Source organism: Priestia sp. P5_B4 (assembly GCF_056400385.1).
In genome coordinates, this window is sequence record NZ_JBFULJ010000671.1 from 1 (window position 1) to 2,129 (window position 2,129).

Below are 2,129 nucleotides of genomic sequence, written 5' to 3' on the forward strand. Positions count from 1 at the left end.
GATATAAAATCGATCCCAAATGTAAAATAGGACGTATTCTTTACGCAGATGACTGTGTGCCACGAAAGCAAACACTAAGTGCTTGAAAAGCACTCTAGCAAGCTATGCTGCACTTAAGATGAGAGAAGGCCTCTCGCAATCGCTATACAGGTAGAGGTTGCAAACCACCCTAAGGTGCTATAGTCAAAAGCTATGGTATTGAGCGTTAGGGAAAAGGCAGAGCAAGACTCTGTCAGGTGTGTATTAAGGAGACGAAAGCCATTGAACCACTGACGAAGTATCGAAAGCGTATTAACGTCATCAAAACTGAGGGGGAGTCGTTAACTCAGGATAAGTTCGGAGGAAACCTGTTTACTGTCCGTTCGGTGACCGGTATAAAGGTGGCGTGAACTTAATATAGGCTTTAGTATGGAACGTGGGAACCTACGACATGGATGCTAAGGGAGAGATTACAAGTGGAGGCCCCACAAGAATCAGAGTACCAATGCCATGTATAGGGGCGGAATAACTCGTAGTAGCAAGGAAGTCTCCTAACGGAGATGGAGCAAAGGGGTTATATTATTCGGTTTTATTGGCAAGTCAACCATCTAAGTGGGAGGAACTTATGGATAAAACAAAGCCATATGCTATATCAAAAAAGGTAGTTTATGAAGCCTTTCTAAGAGTAAAAGCAAACAAAGGGTCAGCAGGAATTGATGAAGAATCAATAGAAGAATTCGAAATGAATCTAAAGGATAATCTCTATAAACTATGGAACAGGATGTCCTCAGGAAGTTACTTTCCTCCGGCAGTTAAAGCTGTAGAAATACCGAAGAAAGCTGGGGGTACGAGAGTATTAGGTATCCCAACAGTTACGGATAGAATTGCACAAATGGTAGTAAAATTGTATTTCGAACCTTCTGTGGAACCATTCTTCCATGAGGACTCCTATGGGTATAGACCTAGGAAAAGTGCTATTCAAGCAATAGAGATTACTCGCAAGAGGTGTTGGAAATATAACTGGGTTCTAGAATTCGATATAAAAGGTTTATTTGACAACATTGACCATCAGTTACTGATGAGAGCAGTAGAAAAGCATACTAAAACAAAATGGGTAAAGTTATACATCGAAAGATGGTTAAAGGCACCTTTTCACGCGAAAGAAGGTATAAAAGAGCGTACATCTGGCACGCCTCAAGGAGGAATTATAAGTCCAGTATTAGCAAATTTATTTCTTCATTACACGTTTGATAAATGGATGTCTATTAATCATCCAAACAATCCGTTCGCTAGGTATGCGGATGACGCGGTCATCCACTGCAGGACAGAAAGTGAAGCAAGAAAGCTGCTTAAATCCCTAAATAGGAGAATGAACGACTGTAAGCTTGAGCTACATCCAACTAAAACCAGAATTGTATACTGTAAGGATGAGGATAGAAAAGGAAACTATGAAACCATAGCGTTTGATTTTCTAGGGTATACGTTCAGACCAAGACTGGTAAAGAATAGATGGGGAAAACACTTTGTGGGCTTTACACCTGCCATTAGTAATAAATCTAAGAAATCAATTCGGCAAAACGTAAGGGAATGGAAACTACAATTAAAAGCAGAAAAGGACCTTACGGACCTATCAAATATGTTTAACTCAAAAATTAGAGGTTGGATTAATTACTATGGGAAATTCTACAAATCCGAGATGTACTCAACATTAAGGCATATCAATAAAGCCTTAATTATGTGGGCAAGAAAGAAATATAAAAGGCTCACACGCCATAAGAAAAAGGCAGAATACTTTTTGGGAAGAATTGCAAAACAGAATCCCAGACTTTTTAAACACTGGGAATTAGGTATCAAGCCTACGGCTGAATAATGGGAGCCGGATGAGCTGAGAGGTTCACGTCCGGTTCTGAGAGAGGCTGCTGGGGAGGTTCCAGTGGTCTACTTGCCTCGTCATCGTAACGGAAACGAAGGAACAAGCTGAAAGTATGTATCAGAAACTCAATCCTTACTTACAAAAGCGAGGAATTAAATTGAGTGAAGATAAAACCAAAGTTACACATATCGAAAGTGGGTTTGATTTCCTTGGTTTTTCACTCCGACAATACAAAACGGAACAAGGCAATAAGTTATTAATTAAACCCAGTAAAGAC

The 2,129-nt window shown here is 39.9% G+C and carries 1 protein-coding gene and 1 pseudogene; both read left to right on the forward strand.

All coding sequences use genetic code 11. From position 1 onward, the window contains the following. Window positions 1–604 precede the first annotated feature (604 nt). Window positions 605–1,849, forward strand: coding sequence for a group II intron reverse transcriptase/maturase (ltrA, locus tag AC1DRF_RS24500; RefSeq protein WP_427077327.1), 1,245 nt, complete (start codon window positions 605–607; stop codon window positions 1,847–1,849). Between the two features lie 79 nt (window positions 1,850–1,928). Then, window positions 1,929–2,129, forward strand: a pseudogene (locus tag AC1DRF_RS24505) (group II intron reverse transcriptase/maturase); the annotation flags it as partial.